General features: G+C 62.2%; 15 protein-coding genes and 1 pseudogene. 10 read left to right on the top strand and 6 right to left on the bottom strand.

The window, feature by feature from the left end:
• A partial coding sequence (locus QZ609_RS14790; protein ID WP_295496176.1) for an isocitrate/isopropylmalate family dehydrogenase occupies positions 1–851 on the top strand: 851 nt, incomplete at its 5' end.
• Between the two features lie 125 nt (positions 852–976).
• Entirely contained in the window at positions 977–2,311 is a 1,335-nt protein-coding gene (locus QZ609_RS14785) for a dicarboxylate/amino acid:cation symporter (RefSeq protein ID WP_295496173.1), read from the top strand.
• Between the two features lie 62 nt (positions 2,312–2,373).
• Here the strand turns inward: QZ609_RS14785 and QZ609_RS14780 are convergent, their stop codons facing one another.
• The 4 genes from QZ609_RS14780 to QZ609_RS14765 form a co-directional block, all read right to left on the bottom strand.
• The gene (locus QZ609_RS14780; protein WP_295496171.1) at positions 2,374–2,871 is read right to left on the bottom strand and encodes an adenylate kinase; all 498 of its coding nucleotides are present in this window, start codon (positions 2,869–2,871) and stop codon (positions 2,374–2,376) included.
• Between the two features lie 29 nt (positions 2,872–2,900).
• Positions 2,901–3,851, bottom strand: a complete 951-nt coding sequence (gene pip, locus QZ609_RS14775) for a prolyl aminopeptidase (protein WP_295496169.1) — start codon at positions 3,849–3,851, stop codon at positions 2,901–2,903.
• A 108-nt stretch (positions 3,852–3,959) separates the two neighbouring features.
• Positions 3,960–4,406 carry a lipocalin-like domain-containing protein gene (locus QZ609_RS14770; RefSeq protein ID WP_295496167.1) on the bottom strand — a complete coding sequence of 149 codons (447 nt, stop codon included), beginning with the start codon at positions 4,404–4,406 and terminating at the stop codon, positions 3,960–3,962.
• A gap of 93 nt (positions 4,407–4,499) precedes the next feature.
• Positions 4,500–5,069: a cysteine dioxygenase gene (locus tag QZ609_RS14765; RefSeq protein ID WP_295496164.1), complete on the bottom strand. Its 570-nt coding sequence runs from the start codon at positions 5,067–5,069 to the stop codon at positions 4,500–4,502.
• A 350-nt stretch (positions 5,070–5,419) separates the two neighbouring features.
• Between QZ609_RS14765 and QZ609_RS14760 the strand changes: the two genes are divergently transcribed.
• Complete coding sequence (locus QZ609_RS14760; RefSeq protein ID WP_295496161.1) at positions 5,420–6,400, top strand: MBL fold metallo-hydrolase; 981 nt, start codon at positions 5,420–5,422, stop codon at positions 6,398–6,400.
• 436 nt (positions 6,401–6,836) lie between these two features.
• Here QZ609_RS14760 and QZ609_RS14755 read toward each other — a convergent pair whose 3' ends face one another.
• Positions 6,837–7,781, bottom strand: coding sequence for a LysR family transcriptional regulator (locus QZ609_RS14755; RefSeq protein ID WP_295496178.1), 945 nt, complete (start codon positions 7,779–7,781; stop codon positions 6,837–6,839).
• Between the two features lie 97 nt (positions 7,782–7,878).
• On the opposite strand from QZ609_RS14755, the gene QZ609_RS14750 reads away from it, so the two are divergent.
• The 5 genes and pseudogenes from QZ609_RS14750 (at position 7,879) to QZ609_RS14730 (ending at position 11,394) form a co-directional block, all read left to right on the top strand.
• Complete coding sequence (locus QZ609_RS14750; RefSeq protein WP_295496159.1) at positions 7,879–8,892, top strand: zinc-binding alcohol dehydrogenase family protein; 1,014 nt, start codon at positions 7,879–7,881, stop codon at positions 8,890–8,892.
• Positions 8,893–8,916: 24 nt separating this feature from the next.
• Positions 8,917–9,342 (top strand): heme-binding protein, encoded by a 426-nt coding sequence (locus tag QZ609_RS14745; RefSeq protein ID WP_295496156.1) that lies wholly within the window; start codon positions 8,917–8,919, stop codon positions 9,340–9,342.
• 34 nt (positions 9,343–9,376) lie between these two features.
• On the top strand, positions 9,377–9,775 hold the full coding sequence (locus QZ609_RS14740; protein ID WP_295496154.1) for an antibiotic biosynthesis monooxygenase family protein: 399 nt from the start codon (positions 9,377–9,379) through the stop codon (positions 9,773–9,775).
• A gap of 234 nt (positions 9,776–10,009) precedes the next feature.
• Positions 10,010–10,099, top strand: a pseudogene (locus QZ609_RS14735) (integrase); the annotation flags it as partial.
• On the top strand, positions 10,096–11,394 hold the full coding sequence (locus QZ609_RS14730; RefSeq protein WP_295496151.1) for a hypothetical protein: 1,299 nt from the start codon (positions 10,096–10,098) through the stop codon (positions 11,392–11,394). The pseudogene QZ609_RS14735 and the gene QZ609_RS14730, both read left to right, overlap by 4 nt.
• 87 nt (positions 11,395–11,481) lie before the next feature.
• Here the strand turns inward: QZ609_RS14730 and QZ609_RS14725 are convergent, their stop codons facing one another.
• Positions 11,482–12,474, bottom strand: coding sequence for a DUF2804 domain-containing protein (locus QZ609_RS14725; protein ID WP_295496148.1), 993 nt, complete (start codon positions 12,472–12,474; stop codon positions 11,482–11,484).
• A 1,358-nt stretch (positions 12,475–13,832) separates the two neighbouring features.
• On the opposite strand from QZ609_RS14725, the gene QZ609_RS14720 reads away from it, so the two are divergent.
• Positions 13,833–14,951 carry a hypothetical protein gene (locus QZ609_RS14720; RefSeq protein ID WP_295496146.1) on the top strand — a complete coding sequence of 373 codons (1,119 nt, stop codon included), beginning with the start codon at positions 13,833–13,835 and terminating at the stop codon, positions 14,949–14,951.
• Between the two features lie 371 nt (positions 14,952–15,322).
• Positions 15,323–15,940 carry an HNH endonuclease signature motif containing protein gene (locus QZ609_RS14715; RefSeq protein WP_295496144.1) on the top strand — a complete coding sequence of 206 codons (618 nt, stop codon included), beginning with the start codon at positions 15,323–15,325 and terminating at the stop codon, positions 15,938–15,940.
• The last annotated feature ends 1,712 nt before the right edge of the window (positions 15,941–17,652 follow it).

The raw sequence follows: 17,652 nt of genomic DNA, 5'->3' as shown, positions 1-17,652 counted from the left end.
CGCAGATTCCCGACCACATCACGCTGTGGGGCCTGCGCCTGAAGATCTGCCAGGGCTTCGACCAATACGCCAACGTGCGCCCGACGCGCATCCTGCCCGGCATCGACGCGCCGCTCAAGCGCTGCGGCCCGAACGATCTGGACTGGGTGATCGTGCGCGAGAACTCCGAGGGCGAATACGCCGGCGTGGGCGGCCGCGTGCACCAGGGTCACCCGCTTGAAGCCGCCACCGATGTGTCGATGATGACGCGCGCCGGGGTGGAGCGCATCATGCGCTTCGCCTTCAAGCTCGCGCAGTCGCGCCCGCGCAAGCTGCTGACCGTCGTCACCAAGTCCAACGCGCAGCGCCACGCCATGGTGATGTGGGACGAGATCGCCGTGCAGGTCTCGCAGGAATTCCCCGACGTGACGTGGGACAAGGAGCTGGTGGACGCCGCCACCGCGCGCATGGTCAACCGCCCCGCGTCGCTCGACACCATCGTCGCCACCAACCTGCATGCGGACATCCTCAGCGATCTGGCGGCAGCATTGGCCGGTAGCCTGGGCATCGCGCCCACCGGCAACATCGACCCCGAGCGCCGCTACCCGTCGATGTTCGAGCCGATCCACGGCTCCGCTTTCGACATCATGGGCAAGGGCTTGGCCAACCCGGTCGGCACGTTCTGGTCGGTGGTGATGCTGCTCGAACACCTGGGCGAGCCCGCCGCCGCGCGCCGCGTGATGCTGGCCATCGAGGCCGTGACCGCCAACCCGGCGCTGCACACGCGCGACCTGGGCGGCAGCGCCACTACCGCGCAGGTCACGCAGGCGGTGTGCGACTTCCTGGCGGCCGAGCAGGCACAGGCGGCATGATCGCGTAGTACCCGACCCAGGAAGCGGCAGGCGTGCGCGCCGCCGCTTCTCTGCGCTTTCCACCCAAGGACCGGCCACCAGAGCCGGCCGGCAAGCGCAGGCAGCAAGCAAGAAAGGAGACAGCCATGATTCGCAAGACGCTTGGCAAGCTGTACGTGCAGGTGTTGATTGGGGTGGCGGCAGGCATTGCCCTGGGCGTGCTGGCGCCCAACCTCGGCAGCGACCTCAAGCCCCTGGGCGACGTGTTCATCAAGCTGATCAAGATGGTGTTCGCGCCCATCATCTTCGCCACGGTCGTGCTCGGCATCGCGCGCATGGAGAACATGAAGGAGCTTGGCCGCGTGGGCGTGCGCGCGCTGATCTACTTCGAGGTGCTGTCCACCTTTGCGCTGGCGCTGGGCCTGATCGTCGTCAACGTGGTGCAGCCCGGGCAGGGCATGAACATCGACGCGGCGCACCTCGATACCAAGGCCATCGCCAGCTACACGCACGCAGCGGCCAAGCCCCAGACCCTGGTCGACTTCCTGATGAGCCTGGTGCCGTCGAGCATTGTCGACGCGCTGGCGCGCAACGACATCCTGCAGATCCTGGTGTTTGCCGCGCTGCTCGGGGTTGCGCTGTCACGCATGGGCGCGCGGGCTGCGCCGGTGGTCGAATTCCTGGATGCCTTCACGCATGGCGTGTTCACCATCGTCGGCATGATCATGCGGTTGGCGCCGATTGCGGCGTTTGGCGCGATGGCCTTTACGGTGGGCCAGTACGGGCTGGGCTCGATCGTCTCGCTGGGCAAGCTGATGGCCACCATGTACCTCACCTGCATCCTGTTTGTGGTGATCGTGCTGGGCGGCGTGGCGCGCGCCTCGGGGTTCAGCCTGTGGAAGTTCCTGCGGTATATCCGCGACGAGATCTTCACGGTGCTGGGCACCAGCTCGTCGGAATCCGTCTTGCCGCAGCTCATGCGCAAGCTGGAAGCCGCCGGGGTGTCCAAGCCGGTGGTGGGGCTGGTGGTGCCATCGGGGCTGACCTTCAACCCCGACGGCCAATGCATCTACTACACCATGGCGGCCATTTTCGTGGCGCAGGCCACCAACACGCCGCTCACACTGACGGACCAGTTGGTCGTGCTTGGGGTGCTGCTGCTCACGTCCAAGGGCTCCGCCGGCGTGACCGGCTCGGGCTTTATCACGCTGGCGGCCACGCTGGCATCGCTCGGCAAGATTCCGGTGGCGGGCATGGTGCTGCTGCTCGGCATCGACCGCTTCATGTCGGAGGCGCGCGCCATCACCAACACCATCGGCAATGCCGTGGGCACGGTGGCCATTGCCCGGTGGGTGGGGGCGGTCGACCGGCAGCAGTTGCAGGCCGCGCTGGAGGGGGCGCCCGAGGCGGCTACGGAGCCGCTGCCGACGCACGCGCAAATGCCGCATGTCGAGGCCGCGCATACGCCGCTGGCGCATTGAGCCTCGCTCCGCGTGCAAGCCGAAGTCTGGTGACTACGCCTGCTGCGGCACCTGTGTTGGGGCTAGCTCGCCAGCGAGTTGGCGAAGCGTGTGACGTCTTCCCGGCTACGCAGGCAGGTCTTGGCCCCCGCAAAGTCATGGAACAACCGCGCGTGCGCAGCGTACGCGCTGGAGCCCTCGCGGCTCAGGTAGGTCTCGGCCCACTGCAGCAGGGCGGCGAAGGCCTCCTCGGTGCCACCGCGCCGGATGCCGCGCCGCCGGATGTTGGCCGCGCATTCTGCCGGCTCGATGCACAACCAGACCAGCGCCGTCGCCTGCGATTGAATCTCGCTCACCAGCCAGCCGTAGATGCCCTCGATGACCCAGCGGTCCTGGTTGGCCTCAGCTCGCACCAGCTCGATCGCTTCGTCCCGCGCGCGTGCGATGTTGTAGCCGCCGGGCTGCCAGTGGATCAGGTCCAGATCCACACAGGCCGCATCGATCTGGCCAGCAATGCGCTCCGCCAGCCAGCTCTTGCCCGATCCGGAATTGCCGATGACGAGCGTGCGGGAGAGGTCCATGACGCGCGCGCGAGCGACCGACGATCGCGTTACGCCGCAAACCGATCCGTCGCCGCCAACAGCTGGTCGAGGATGCCGGGCTCCGTCCACGCATGCCCCGCGCCTTCAATCAGGTGGAACTCCGCATCCGGCCACACCTGGTGCAGCGCATGGGCATAGCGCACCGGGCACGGCATGTCGTAGCGGCCATGCACGATCACGCCGGGGATGCCCGCCAGCCGATGCGCGTCGCGCAGCAGCTGCCCATCCTCCAGCCAGGCGCGGTGCGTGAAGTAGTGGTTCTCCAGCCGTGCGAATGCCAACGCGAAATGGTCTTCCGCATGCTTGACGCTGTTCGACGGATCGGGCAACAGGGTGATGGTCTCGCCTTCCCATACGCTCCACGCGCGGGCGGCTTCAAGCTGCCTTTCCTGGTCGTTGCCCGTCAGCAGCTTGTGGTACGCGGCGATCATGTTGCCGCGCTCGGCCTTTGGAATGGGTGCCTGAAAGTGTGCCCACTTCTCGGGAAACATCTCCGACACGCCGAATTGGTAGTACCAGTTCAGCTCCGCCTGCGTCACCGTATAGACGCCGCGCAGCACCAGCTCGCTCACGCGCACCGGGTGCTTCTGCGCATAGGCCAGCGCCAGCGTCGAGCCCCACGAGCCGCCAAACACCAGCCAGCGCTCCACGCCCACGAGGTTGCGCAGGCGTTCGATGTCTTCCACCAGGTGCCACGTGGTGTTGGCGTCGAGCCCCGCATGCGGCGTGGAGCGGCCGCAGCCGCGCTGGTCGAACAGCAGCACGTCGTAGCGCGCGGGGTCGAACAGGCGCCGATGGTCTGCCGCCACCCCGCCGCCCGGCCCGCCATGCAGGAACACCGCCGGCTTGGCGCCGCGCGTGCCAACGCGCTCGTAATAGACCATGTGGCCATCGCCCACGTCGAGCATGCCGGTTTCATACGGTTCGATGGCGGGGTAGAGGGTGCGGTGGTCGGGCATGGTGGGTCCTTGGGGGGAGCGTTGGCGATGTCAGAGTGTATCGCCGCGGCATCTGCGGCATCTGTGGCTAGGGCGCGTGGGCGCGATGGCGGGCTTGCAACGCTCGCCCTAGCCCCGGGAGAAGACGACCTCATACGTGCAGAGCTGGCCGTTCATCGGGTCGATGGCTTCTGGCGAGGTGTAGACGAGCTGGTCGCCCCGGAATGTCAGGAAGCGGATCTGCTGCGTGCCGGTCCACAGTTCATTCCAGCTGCCGTCGAGGGTGTGGATCACGCGATCGGACTCCACCACGTATGTCCCGACGTAAGCAAACATCGAATCGAACAGGGCAATCTTTTCCGGATCGCTGGGCGGGCTTGAGGCGGGCCGCGCCCGCTTGCTCCGCAGCACGAACACCATCATGCGCCCGTTGGCGGCGTAGTTGATGTAGCCGAACGGGTCAGGGCCGAGCGCGTCGGTCACGTCATGGGTGCCGACAGCGTGACGCGTCCAACTGTTCATGCGCCAGGTGCCGAGGATGCGGTTGCTCAACGCGGTGTTGTGCGATTCAGGCATGACAGGTTTCCCCCGGAACTAGCATTCTCTGGCGCCGAGACTGGCACGTCGCAGCGGTTGGTGGCCGGCGCAGTGGCCCCGCAACCGCGGCACTCAACTCTCGTTGTGTGCAACCGTGATGCGGCGACGCGTGCGCGCCTCTACGTCGTACGTGTTGAAGTCATTCATCGTTCGGCCATACAGGTGCAGACTGACCGCGCGGGGCCGCTCAGCCGGAACGCCGGTCATGTGAATGTGATCGGGGTTGGGGACGAAACTGGTCACGGACCCCCGCCGCAGCAGGACGACGCCTCCACGCGCCAGGTCGATCTCTTCGTCGGCACCGCGATCGGGTGACAGCCTCACGTAACTGCGCTCTTCCAAGACGCCTTCGACCACGCCAACGACGCCCCAACTGCCATGGTCGTGCACCGGCGTCCATTGGCCCGGAAGCCAGACCAGCGCGTACAGCGACAGGTGTTTGTCCGGGGCGTCATAGATGAGGTTGCGGGTGTAGCCCGCGTCGCTGCTCTGATAGTGATGCGGCTGCAGAAACGTACCGGCATGTTCGATCAGGTCGAGCATCAGCGGTGCAAGCGCGAGCACGCATTCGGCAGGCTCCGGCCGGACATGGCTGCGGGCGGTGGCTTGCGTGATGAAGCTTTCGAGCGCGAGGGAGGTCATGGGTGTTGTGCCTCTGGCCGGCTCGCCGACGACCTGCGATGCCTGGCAATCAATGGGACGACAGTCTCGCAAGATTGTCATTTCTATCAGCATCCGCTTCGGGGCCCGAAGCGGACGCCCAATGTCAGCCCAAGCCACGTCTTCAACGCCATCTCGCCCGACGCCAATCGCCTTTCCGACGACAGGCCTGTTACGGGAATGAAACGTTTTTACGGTTTCACTACGCGCCGCTGTGCCATGTCAGTGGTTGGCGCCTGTCATGCAGCCCGCTCCAACGGATGGCATGCTAGATGCTACGTTTTTTCTCTGGTCGATGCGACGCCGACGAATGGCATTTGACGGAGACGGAGATGCGAATCTACCGGTTGTTGCTTGCGAGCATTGCCTTGGGCATCCTCCCTCTGAGCCAGGCGAACGGAGAGCCGGCGCAGGCGCAAACCGGCACGCGCCTGATTACGCTCGGTACGCGCGGCGGGCCGATACCCGCCAAGGATCGGGCGCAGTCATCGAATCTGTTGATCGTCAACGGGACGTACTACCTCATAGACGCTGGCGATGGCGTGCTGCGCCGGGTGACGCAGGCAGGGGCCAATTTCAGGCAAGTCGGGAAGATCTTCATCACGCACGGCCACGACGACCACACTGCGGGGTTGGGCGCACTCATGTCAGTTGCGTGGGATTTTCAGCGCCACGATCCAATCGACGTCTATGGTCCGCCCGGGACCGCCGCGCTGGTAAAAGGCGCCATTCAGTACTTCACGGTGAATGCGGAAATCCGCTGGGCCGAAGGCAGGCGCACACCGCTTGGCGATGTCTTCGTCGGCCACGATGTTGAGCCCGGCCTGATTTACCAGGATCAAAACATCAAAGTCACCGCTGTCGAGAACACGCACTTCCATATCCCGGAGGGCAGCCCGTACTACGGCAAGTACAAATCCTATGCCTATCGGTTCCAGACACCCGACCGCGTCATTGTCTTCACTGGCGACACCGGCCCCAGCGAAGCGGTGACTGAGCTGGCAAGGGATGCCGATACCCTCGTGTCGGAGGTCGGTTCCAGCGAAGACGTGAAGCAGGTGTTGATCAAGAACGGGACTTGGCAGGGCATGACACCGGAGCAACAGACCGCATTCATGCGGCATGAAGTTGAGGAGCATCTGACGCCGGCTGAGGTCGGGAAAATGGCGGCGCGCGCTCACGTCAAGAAGGTGGTGTTGACTCACCTGCTACCGACCGTCAACGAGCATGACGATTACCAGCGCTATGTACCCGAGGTTAAGAAAGTTTTCTCCGGACAAGTGGTCGTTGCCAAGGACTTGATGGAGTTTTGACCCCACGCCTGGCCAATTGAATCAATCTTCGCAACATGGTGGTCCCGCCGGCCCTTCACACGGCGAAGTGCGAATGATGCAGAAGGGTTGTGGATTCAACCGGTCGATATCATCGCGCACGCACGTGGCGGCACCAACGATCCAGAGAACTGGATCATCACGTGTGCGCCCAGCGACTATTCCCATATGAGTGACACCTTCGCCGAGGTTGCTCTTGCCGACCCACGCGGGCGAGCGCCGATTCAATTAAGGTGGGATGGTCTGGAACGCTTCCGCTAGCCCTTTGCTTGCAGGAGGAGCAGGCCGAGCCCGGGGTGACAGCCTTTACGACGATCTGCGCGATTGCCTACGTGCAGGGCGGGCTACCGGCCAAAATCGGACAGGATCGGTCAGTCGGCGCGGTTCGGTCGACTGGCCGATCAGGATTCAGCATGAGTCAGTGGGCACTGTGTGACTCGGATGGCGAGCCTTTCGCGGAGTAGCTTGTGAGCAAGCCGAAGCAGCGTTCCCGTAGGAAGGCACTCAGCGCTTTAATTGCGGGCGTCAGTTGCGCACGGTGAGCGCAAATCAAATGCAGTGGCGCGGGCTCGCCATACTCCTGCGGAAATATCTCTACCAATCGCCCGGTCTTCAGATCGTTGACGAGATCCAGTCGCGATTTATAGATCAGGCCTTCGCCAGCGATCGCCCAGCGACGCACCGCATCGGCATCGTCGCTGACGCGATTCCCTGTGACGGCCACGGTGCGATCGCCGCCGGGCAGGGTAAAGCGCCAGCGTTCATGGACCTGCTCGCTCCAGATATACCGAAGGCAGTTGTGTCGCCGCAGGTCATCGACTTTGGCCGGTGCGCCATGTTGTTCGATGTACGACGGTGCTGCGCACAACGCGCGCCGGTTGTTGTCGAGCAACTTGATGGCCAGAAGGGATGAATCCGGCAGCGCCCCGTAGCGCACGGCGAAATCCAGCGGCTGGCGGATGAGATCGGCCGCCCGGTCGCTCAATTTCAGGTGCAGCGATACACCGGGGTGCTGGTGCTGAAAAACGTCGAGCCACGGCAGTAGCAGATTTCTCCCGAAATCGGACGGAGCAGATAGCCGCAGCGGACCGGATAGTGTTTCCCGACCGCCGGCCAGAGCCTGTTCGCCTTGCTCCCGCGCGCCAACCATGATCCGCGCATGCGGCAGGTAGCGCTCCCCAGCCTCTGATAGTTGCATGCTGCGCGTGGAGCGTGTGAACAGGCGGGCGTCCAGCGCCTTTTCGAGCCGCTGCACGGACGCACTTGCCTGCCCCGGCGCGATGTTCAGTTGGCGTGCCGCCTCCGAGAAGCTGCCGGCGTCGGCCGTGTGCACGAAGATTTGCACGTCATCGAGGCGGATTATTTTCATGGAAATGCCGAAAGTGTTTGGGTGTGTCGCCTGTTTATCCGCATATCACAGAAAGATAGCATGGCCCTCATTCACTCCCTGGAGAACGTGTATGAAAGCCATCGGTTTCTATCAGAACCACCCCATCAGCCATCCGCAGGCGCTGCAAGACATCGAGTTGCCGACGCCGGAACTGCGTGACCACGACCTGCTGGTGGAAGTCAAAGCGGTGTCCGTCAACCCGGTCGATACCAAAATCCGGCGGGGCGGAGACATTCCGGAGGGGCAGGCGCGCATCGCCGGCTGGGACGCCGCGGGCATCGTCCGCGCTACCGGACCGTTGGCCACGCGCTTCAAGCCGGGTGACCGTGTCTGGTATGCCGGCGACATTACGCGGCCTGGCAGCAACAGCGAACTGCATGCCGTGGACGAACGCATCGTCGGCCCCATGCCGGCATCGCTGGATTTCGCGCAAGCCGCATCGCTGCCGCTGACAGCGATCACTGCCTGGGAATTGCTGTTTGACCGTCTACGTGTTCAGGCTGCCGATCCGACCGACAACAACGTATTGCTGGTCACCGGAGCTGCCGGTGGCGTCGGCTCCATCCTGACCCAACTGGCGCGCGCGCTGACGGGGATGACCGTCATCGGCACGGCTTCGCGGCCGGAAACCCGTGAATGGGTGTTGGCGCATGGCGCGCACCACGTCATCGATCACCGTCAACCCTGGGCGCCTCAATTGGCAGCGCTCGGCATCGAACACGTCACGCATGTGGCCGGCTTGAACCAGAGCGCCGCCCACGTGCCGCAGATCGCCGCTGTGCTGCGCCCCGAGGGGCAATTCGCCCTCATCGACGACCCGGTGAATCTGGACATCGGACCGTTCAAGGGGAAATCCATTTCGATTCACTGGGAACTGATGTTCACCCGCGCCATGTTCACCACCGACACCATCGCCCGACAACACGCCTTGCTGCGCCGCGTGGCCGAACTGGTCGATCGCGGAGACATCAAGCACACCCTGACCCAGCGCATTGATGGCATCAACGCTGCGAGCTTGATCGAGGCGCATGCGCTGGTCGAAGCCGGCAACATGATCGGCAAAGTCGTCGTCGCCAATCCCTGAACCATTCCGACAAGGAACGTACCCATGACATCCCCCATCGTCACCACGGCAACGATCAGCCTGGAAGCCGCGCAAACCTTGCTGGCGGAGGCGCGTCGCGCATGTGCAGCGCGCGGGTTCGCCGCGACCATCGCCATTACCGATGCAGGAGGCCACCTGCGCGCCTTCGAGCGCGCGGACGCCGCGCCTTTCCTGACCGTTGACGTCGCCATCAACAAGGCGTGGACGGCAGCCTCGTTCGGCATGGCCACGCATCAATGGAACCAGTACATGGCCGAGCCCGCCGTGGCCCCGCTGGCGCACCATCCGCGCCTGACGCCAGTCGGCGGCGGCGTACCGCTCTTTCACGAAGGGCGTCTGGTGGGCGGCATCGGTATCTCCGGGGGCACCTCGGCCCAGGACCATGAGGCCGCCGAGGAGGCATTGCGTAACGCCGGCTTTCTGTCATGAGGCGCAAACCCACCAACTTTGCATGGAGTATCAGATGAAGAAAACACTGCGCTACGCTCTGTCCCTCGCTGCCATGGCGACCTTCGGCCTTGTTTCCGCCGCTCACGCCCAGCCGACGGCAGAAGCCTCCAAAGCCCTTGATGCGGCCAGCTATGGCCTGGTCGTCAAGCTTCCCATCAGGCCGGAAAGCCGCACTGACTTCCTGCGGATCATCAAGGATCGCATCGCGACAAGCCGCGAGCGTTCCGAAGTCGTGGATTTTCGAGTCCTTGCCACGCCTGATCCAAACGTCTTCGTGGCGATTGAAAGCTTCCGAAACAAGGATGCGTTCGCCGCCTTCGAGAAGTTGCCGGAGTCACAAAGTTTCCTGAGTGTGCTTGTGCCGCTTCTGAGCGGATCCGTCGAAGCCTCCTTCTTGCAACCTCTGCCATAGGAAGGTCTCTACCTTTACCGCGAACTGCCAGCCCGACTTGGGAATCGGCAGTGGGCGCGAGCCTTGCCAATACGCATGCGGACAGGTGACGCTCTCGTTCAGTCATGGCGAGAAAATTCAGGCGCAGTGCGCTGTAAAAAACGCGGCAGGACAATAAGCGCACCCGCATCGTGGCGAACTGGCCGCCAAGCGTGAGCGCTAGACGCTAACCCGTGCCGGTTTTTGGCGCGCGCGCTGGGGCATACGAAGCTGGAGAGCACGGTTCGATATCTCGGAATCGAGGTAGATCACGCGCTTGAGATGGCGGAACAGACAGAGGTATGACCGCCGGCCAAAAGCGGTCATCCGAACGCCTTGAGTTGGACTACGCTGAAAGCGCATCGCATCAGCAATTTGCGACTCAAGGAACCAACATGATTGATGCGCGTACCGGCAAACCGCTTACGACTGAGCGACCAGAAGCTGCAGAGCGGTATCAGCTCGCTGTCGATCGCATCCTCGGTTTTGAGGTGGGCGCCGCGGAAGCCCTGGATCAGGCTTTGGCGCTGGACAGCCAATTCGCCCTGGCCCTGGCTGCGCGCCATATGCTTGCCAAAGACGCCAGGGCTGCGGACGCCGATGTCTTCAAAGCGCGTGCGCTACTGGCAGCACAAGCTGCCCTGCCCTGGGAGCGTGCGCATATCTCCGCGCTCTTCGGCCTGCTTGAAGACCCCTACGCCAACCTCGCGGCGACTGAGGCCTACATCGCTGCCAACTCCAGTGACCTGCTCGTCATCTCGCAACTGTGTGGTTACCTGATCTTCTATGGAGGTGCGCGCAAGCTTGAGCGCGTTCTCAATATCATGGAATCGGTCGACCCTGGTTTGCATGACGATTGGGCCTGCCTCGCGCGCCTGGGGTTCGCAGCCAGTGAGGCCGGTGATCAGAACCGTGGTCGCGCCCTTGTCGAGCGAGCCCTGCAGCAGCGCCCACAGGCCCCCTACGTTATCCATAGCTATGCGCATGTGCTGCACGACCAGGGGGAGCCTGACGCGTCATTGGAATTGCTGGGCAACTGGCTCAATGAACACGGCCCGTCCGCAGTGGGCGGCGCGATGCATGGTCATGTGCAGTGGCACTTGGCCCTGGCAGAGTGGCAGTTGGGCCTCACCGAGCAGGCATGGCAGCGCTATGAGCGTTACGCTGCACCAGAGACCACGCGCAATGGCCCCGTGTTGACCCTGGCCGATTGCGGTGGTTTCTTGTTGCGTGATTACTTGCGCACTGGAACGACACGTCCGGTTTCAGCCGCGGTTTCCGCGCTGTCCGAGCGCTTCAACTCGATGCTGTCGCATCCGTTTATTGCGCTGCATCTTGCTGGAATTCAGGCATCGGCGGGCGATATGGCTGCGCTGGAGCAAAGCAAGGCGGCGATCGCGGCCAAGGAACCCAGCGACCAGGCGCGGCTCTCACTCAGGCTGGTTGATGCCATCAGTCAGTTTGCTGGTGGGCAGTACGCTGAGGCAGCCGATACCTTGAAGCTGATCTCTGCAGATCAACGCATCGGCGTTGGTGGAAGTCGTGTTGAGCGCGTACTCATTGATCTGCTGGAAACAAGAGCCGTTGAGCTGGCTGCGTAGTTCGGAACCGCTCTCATTCGTTGTGCAAAGTGCAGGCAGAAGGCTGGCGATGATTGGCCTGCTCGTGCGTAATGCGTCAGCGCAGGCTTACCAGTGCGAGGTGTGGTCTTCCGTCACGCCGGGCAGCCCCTGCACTGCATGCCGGATGCCCGTGTCCGGATCCACAATCTCGCCATCAAAATGGCCGATCGGCTGAATATAACGACTGGCGGCAATGAGCAGGTTCTTGTTTTCGCTGCGTGCGCCTTCCGGTGTGAATGTCAGGTCGACGTGACGATTGGTACTGCGGATGTGCCACGGTTGCAGCGGCTGCTTCGCATCGAAATCAAATTCGACCGCGCCGACTCGGATCAGCTTGCCATGCAGCCACACGGCGTTTTCGGCATCCCCCATATAACCTTGCTGTAGGTTGAAGCCCTTTTCACGACTGTGCGCGCTGGCCCAGCGCCAATGCGTTTCCCGCGCCAGCAGGCCGTTCGAGTAGTCCAGCGATGCCACGGCGCCATCCAGCGCATAGCGTTTGTGCGGGCAATCGGCGGTGCCACCGACCTTCAGCCCGCCGCTCTTGTGCGTCGAGTGCGCGAGCCAGTTGGCGGGGGCAATGGATGCCAGCACAGGCGGCATGCCAGCCAGTTGGATGTCTGCGGCCAGCCGCAGCTTGGGTGACTGAATGGTCAGGGTCAGGCTATCGCCTTTGCGCTGGTAGGCCATGCGGCAACTTCCGGCCGCGAAAGACGCGTTACCAAAGGCGCGGTCTTCCATCTTTGCGGACAGACCCGGCAATCCATTTGCACTTGTCGCACCGACAACTTCCCGGCGTTGCCGGTCGAACAGGTAGGCGAACGCTGTGCCAGTCCAACCCACATCAACAATCGCTACGCCGATGAAGTAATCAGGATGCGCAATGGCGGCATATTGCCAACGCTTGTGATGCAGCTTGCGGGTCAGCCGCTGGTAGAGCGTTGTTTTCAGCGGCTGCCAGTCGATCTGTTCCACGATCCCTTCATACATGCCAAACGCAGGCAGGCCGTGTTCAAGCACCAGTTGGCTGGGCGCTGCGGGGAGGCGCAATGGTTTCATGGTGTGTCGCGTAGATCCTGAGGCGGAGTGCGGCGACTCTACACGCCACCTGACGCGACATGTGGCGTTTGAAATGGTTGTATGGGCGTGCGTTGCAGCAATGCCGGGGGGGCGCGCCCTGATCCTGCCCCGCGCCTTTGCTATCTGCCGCAGGAGCCGCAGCTTGATCCGGAGTGGACGGTGCGCGATAGCGTCGATACCGTGTCAGCACACTCAAGAAGTCTCCGTTCCTCCGCTCTGTTCAAGCTGCTCGGCGCCTTAGCGACTGACCGATTTCAGCTTGAGCGCTGCCACCAAGGTGTTGCGCGGTCGAGTGGCGGTTGCGGGTCGATAGAAGGCGCTCGGAGCAGGCACCGCCAGCGCATTTGACCCGCCGCGCGCCAGCCGCCAAATCCTCAGAAACCCCTACCGTAGAGGGCTCCACCACGCCATTTGCGTAGGTTATGCTGCCCCCAACAAATTCGCGGCGCGATTAACTCAACTGGATTATTAAAAAGCGCCTAATCCAAAATGCCTAGAAGGGGCGGTATGGCCACGCTGATCCCCAGCCTGAATAGCTGCTTGGGGTGCATGACCTCTGGCAGGAAGCGGTTTGCGCGTCGGCTCGACGCATCGCCCAACAACTAGGGAATCGTATGGGCGCACAAGACCGCAATCGGCGCAGGGGCCATCACAGCCAAAAGCCGCAGAACCCAGACTGGCAAAGCGAATACGCCAGATGGTACGGCCGACCGAATACGCCAACACCAAGGCAGCGTGTGCATTGGACCGTACGCTTGCTAGGGTGGCTGGCACTGTTCTGCATCGCCCACCTCGCCAACAGATACCTCGGCATTTACGACCGCGTGGAAAAACTGTTTGTGCCGGCACCTCCGCCGGTGATTACGCAGACAACACCGGAACCCAAGGCACCACAACGACCAGAAACGCAAAAAACACAGCGTCCGCTAGAGCCTGCGATCACGATATCCAACGCATCAAAGCGCGTTGACTACCGCGATCCGCCAGCCCCAGTACCCCAGCCCCAACAAGCGGGAATTGACCCGTACACCGCCGAGCTTGCACGGCAGGCGGATGCACGCATCGCAAGACAAAACGTAGAAGCACAAGCACAACAGGTTGTAGTCCAGCAGCACAACGTCAACGCTGGGCGTTGCGCGCAACTGGCCAACGACCGAAACATCATCACGGAGTGGCTGAGAATGGCCGGATCAGGAGCAGACCGAGCGCGATTCCAAACACTGCTTCAAGTCAACCAATCGGACATGGCGCGATACGGGTGCTAGCCGATCGCTGATCGGCAGACCCGGAACCGTATGCCCAACCCAATTCGGGCAATAGCAATCAAGGCACCACGCATGAAACAGATGAGAGCGCTTTTCAGCGTCATAGGCATGTTGACGATAGGTGCGTCCAGCGCCTACGCAGCCGAATGGCCGCAGTTGCGCGGTGACCATCACCGGCGGCAGTGCGTTCAGGCTTTGCAGTTGGCCAAGGCGACATTCCGATCCGATTCGATGTATTTGTATGGGCCGCCACCCGTTCCATCTGGATTTGGTAGCGCTGTTGTTTTGCAGCCCAAGTCGCTTGCTACGGACGCTGAAGACAACCTCATTGAAGACAGTGCAGTCTTCCATAAACTTCCCGGTCGTGGCACGCGCTCGCCGTCGACGACCCACTGGCAAGCGAAGCCTCAATACGGCTACCGCCTGGTGGTGCGAGAGGTCACACACTCTTGGCGTGGTGAGGTCTATTTCCTCATGACCTCAGACGAAACCGTGAGCGCAGAAGATATCGTCAATGCTGAACTCGGTGGCCCTGCGGAAAAAGGGGTGCAGCACATATGGACGGATCGATACCGATGGAAGCCACCAGTTGTCTTGCAGGATTCTCACGCTGGCACACTGTGGGTTGTCGATGTAGGCCAGCCGTTCGAATTCCTCGGTGACTGGAGAATCCTGGTCCCGGAGCCTGGCGTGTTGTCACAGCCATGTACGGTCGTATTTCATCCAGCCGTGAAAACGGCAGAGGACCTTCTTCCGCTACCTGTTCGCAAGCTGGCAAAGTTGTTGGATGCCGCTCTAGGGCAAGGCGACAACGAGGGAACGCTTCAGCCTACCGCCCGCATCAGGGTAGAGGTTCAGCATACGCTGGCAAACGCTGCGCTCCGACCGTGGGCGCTGACAGACCCATACAACACGCGCCAGGAAGTGGATGCAGGTCTGGCTAGCTGGTCGCAAGAAGAGCAAGCTCATGCGGCGATTTATCAAGACATACTGAGCCAGTATCCCCTCGCAGAGCGATCACTCGCCAACTACTATCGCGATCGGTTCAAGCGCAAGCCCGCAGAAGCTAAGCGGCTTGCCGCGTATGCCATGGATATCGTCTTCCGGTCGTACTACGTTTTCCACAGTGAAGACCCGGAAAAGTATCTCCGGCGTGACCACCTTGCGCCTAACCCCTGGAGGCAACCCTGACCACCATGCGCATACTCCTTCTTGTTGCCGGTTGCCTGATCGCAACGCCCTCTCTTGCAACAGTCGCTTGGACGTGCACTTACAACGGCGAGACGTATCGGGTCAGTATGCCCTGCGAAGAGGCGCTCAAGCGCGGTATCACGCCACCATTCAAGGAGCGACCGGACGCGCCAGAGTGTGCGGACCTCAAACAGCAGAGGGCTGCTGCACTTGCTCAACTGGAAGCGGTCGTGTCTGCACCAGGTAAGGTTCAAGTCGAAGAGATTGCTCGTTTGGACAGAAACTTTCGTGACTTGGGGTCGACGCAGAATCAGTATGGCTGCAAGGATGCGCCTCCGCTGCCGTAGGTTGCAGCCGATCATTGGAGGGGAATGGTCATGCTCAAACAGTGTCTCCGAGACCCGATTCCGGAGATTTTCGATGCAGCACGATTCCTGGATGCCGCCGTTTCTGCTCATATCCAAGGAAGGCATGCGGTTGCCGAGCAACTACTGACGTTGGCAAACATGCCCGCGGTGCGTGAATGGACGGAATCGCTCTGGGGGGCCAACAGTCCGTACGTGCAGATACGGACCGACCCCGATGCACCGGCTTACCTCGCTGATGACCTGAAGGTTCCGCTGCGGATGCCGAACGCTTCGGAGAGGGCGGCACTGCATGTCCGCGATGGGTACCACTGCCGCGTTTGCGGAATTCCCGTTGTCCGCAAGGAAATTCGTGTGAAGCTGGCTGAAGCCTATCCAACCGCCGTGCCTTGGGGTAAGGCGAATGGCGATCAGCATGCAGCTTTCCAGGCCATGTGGGCACAGTACGACCACGTCATTGCGCACGCACGCGGCGGCACCAACGATCCTGAGAACATGATCGTCACGTGTGCGCCCTGCAACTATTCCCGCATGAGCTACACCTTCGCCGAGGTTGGTCTTGCCGACCCACGCGAGCGAGCGCCGATTCAATCAAGGTGGGATGGCCTGGAACGATTCCGCTAGTCGTTTGCTCGCAGGAGCGGTAGGCTGAAACCGGGGCGGCAGCTGTTACGACGATCTGCGTGATCGCTTACGCGCAAGGCGGGCTAGCGGCCGAAATCGGCCACTTGCGGTCGTTCAATCGATCACAAATACTACGTGCTGACCGAAAACACGAAAACTTCAGATGCCCGATATGTACCGGCTAATCCGCGCTGTTGTGGTGCTCACGATCTTTTGGCTGGCCGGTCCGACGGCCGGGGCGGACCCAGGCACGCCAAGCCCACCGGCGGCGTTCCAATACCCGCCGCACGTCCAAGCTTTCTTCACTCGCTTAAAAGCGCTGGCAGATACGGGAGACCTTTTCGACCCCACCTCCGTGGCTGGTCGGCTCGACATGAAACTGCAGGCGGAAACGAAGGAGCGGATTCCGCAGCCGGCAAACTGTAAGGGCGCTTTAGGCTTCCGCTCACACCAAACGACTACTGTGGCGACCGTTGGTGAGACTTGGTATCGGCCGATGCCAGGCGGCCTGGACGATATGCCAATTCCTGCGGCATTTATCAATCCAGCAACGAGTGCCGGGCAAGCTGCTTTTACTTATTCAATTCAGCACACAGTGGGATGTAGCGACCGATTCAGCCTCGTGGATCAAACGAGCGCATCGCTTGGATTTTCTGGACTGCCATCGTTCGCGTGCGTGTCTGCACGGGGCGTTCTGGCCTTGCTGCCCGGGTCCAAGTGGAATATGGCTACGGATGGCGTTTCTCTTGTCCAGTACCAAGGCCGACTTGACGACGATGTACGTGTTGGCGTCGACGTCTACTTTCGGGCGGGTGCGCCGTGCGCAATAGGTGCCACCGTGACGCAATCTCAGAGGGAAGGCCTTCGGTATCAGCGGGCTGAAGCGAAGCGAAGAAACTGTGGAGTTCAAGTAACGCGCACTTTTTGCGCCGACCACAAGCCGTTTGGATGGGGGGGATGGACAGGCACAAGACGAACTGTATGAAGCAGTTTCGGCCACTTGCGGAACCATCGACCAGCTTGTTAAGAGTGATACCGAGCACGGAACGCTTCCCTCACCATGGCCCAAGTGGAAACGGGGCGCTGAGCCGTGCAATGTCTATGACGAGTAGTCAGAGAGGACGATTTCAGCAGTAGCCGTGTACGGGCGGCGCGTAAACGTCCTGCCGTTGCCGGATGAATGTCCGCAATGGGTCGATAGAAGACGCTCTGAGCAGGCGCAGTGCCCCCCAACTTGCCCCGCCCCTCCCGCAAACGCTAAACTCCCCCCGCTGCGCAAACAAACGCAGCCGGGACTGCAATCCCGCACGCATCCGTCCGGAAGAGACCCTCAAGTTTCTACCGCTGCTGTCGTTCGCCCTATGGGCGGGCCTCGGCAGGGAGGGCTTCGGCCCTGCCGTCTTGATGGATCGTCGGTATTGCAGACCTTGTCGTGTGCCCGCCCACCCCTCGTGGTGGGTGGCTCCCTACTCAACCAGAAGAGGGCAAGACAATGGAGCAACCGACCCAAGCCGTACCCATCCTCCGCGGGCATCGCCCCGCACGCCACCGCACCTGCATCGCCCTTCGCCGCCCGGCCGGAGGTGCCCGATGAGCCTGCAACACGACCGCGACTATCTGAAAGGCGCCCTGTACGCGCGAGATTTCCTACGCCGCTCGCAAGCGGGCATGAAGCTGCATCGGCACTTCGAGCCCCGGACGCTGCGCTGGGA

Source organism: uncultured Ralstonia sp. (assembly GCA_913056305.1).
Taxonomy (GTDB): domain Bacteria; phylum Pseudomonadota; class Gammaproteobacteria; order Burkholderiales; family Burkholderiaceae; genus Ralstonia.
The sequence above is the reverse complement of the archived record's forward strand: the minus strand, read 5'-3'. Positions and strand labels throughout refer to the sequence as shown.